Source organism: uncultured Campylobacter sp. (assembly GCF_938045405.1).
Classification (GTDB): domain Bacteria; phylum Campylobacterota; class Campylobacteria; order Campylobacterales; family Campylobacteraceae; genus Campylobacter_B.
This window is the reverse complement of record NZ_CALIMW010000277.1, coordinates 1-1,312: the sequence shown is the minus strand read 5'-3', so window position 1 is coordinate 1,312 and position 1,312 is coordinate 1. Positions and strand designations below refer to the sequence as shown.

Here is a 1,312-nt window from a genome sequence, read left to right as displayed (position 1 = left end):
TAAAAAACCTAAAACTAAACGAAAGAATTTGGAGCTAGCGGGCGGCTCGCCGCAGTTTGGCATGCTACGGTCTCACGCTCCGTGCCGCGGTCTCGCACGCCGTAAAATTTGAAATTTTAAAATTCCGCTTTTTGACTTCGTGCTTTGGAATTTCACGCACCTTGAAATTCTGCGCGTTTTGAAATTTAAAATTTTAATCCACGCCGAGGAATTCTGCACTGCAAAATTTAAAATTCTGAAATTAAAATCCGCATCTTGAAATTCTACGCTTTAAAATTTAGAATTTTAAAATTCCGCGGCCGAAATCTTACGCACCTAAAATTTGAAATTTTGTCGCGCCTTAAAATTTAGCGCACCCGCCAAGCATCACGGTACCCATCAAAGCCCCTGCGCGCTAGAGGGCGCGACTAACTCCTCTATAATTTTACCGGGCTCGCAATGAATTATTTTACTCTCTATCGTAAATTTTTCGCCGTCAAATTTAAAGTATTGATATTCATCGACAAGCTCGCCGTCCAGGTATTTATCGCTATATTTTACCTTAAGAGCGCCCAACGTGCCGTTTTCAAAGGTCAAAAACGTCCTTTTAGCGTATTTATTCTTTATCTCGTCACTGCCGTCTAAATATGAGAAAAAATCATATTCTATGCCGAATCGAGCGGAGTCGTGCGGCGGCGGCACCAAAGAGCTCCTTTTAGAGCAGTCGCAATCTCCGCCGCATGAACGGACGTAGTGGAATATATTCGCTAGGTTTATACCCGCTTCGCTTGCTTCTAGCGCCCAAAATTCGTCGTTTGTGAGCTTAGTAGAGCCCTTTGATGCTCCGTAAATAAGATATAGATTTTCTTTAACTTTAAAAACTTTTATCACTCGATCGCCGCCCCATGCGGTACCGACTGCCCAATCGCCGCAGGCGCAATCCCGCCTGCCGCCAAGAACGCATTCTTGCATCTGCTGCGCACCTTTGTCTGCAAAATCCATAATGAAATTTTGCCCGCCGCTTGCGTATTGATACGCTACGTAGCTCGCGCCCATCGTGCCGCCGGTGCTGATATCTACCGAATATGCCCGAAACTTGCCGTCCTGCGAGATCGCCATATTCGGTGCGAACCTCAAGGATTTTAAAATTTGTGGAGCGCTCTCGCCCGCGCTTTGCAAAAACTCCATAAACGCAGCCCTTAGCCTAACGATGCTCTCGCAGGGCGTCCCATCGGGGCGATGCCTGGCTTCGTCGATTTCTTTCAGCGCCGCGTCTAAATTTGCCGTTAAAATTTCTAGGTTTTGATCCTTTTGAGCGCTGTTTGCACCTCCC

General features: G+C 46.4%; 1 protein-coding gene. It reads right to left on the bottom strand.

Going from position 1 to position 1,312, the window contains the following annotated elements; all coding sequences use genetic code 11:
- Positions 1-378: 378 nt before the first annotated feature.
- On the bottom strand, positions 379-1,312 hold a 934-nt coding region (locus tag Q0140_RS11465; protein ID WP_297964706.1), incomplete at its 5' end, for a hypothetical protein.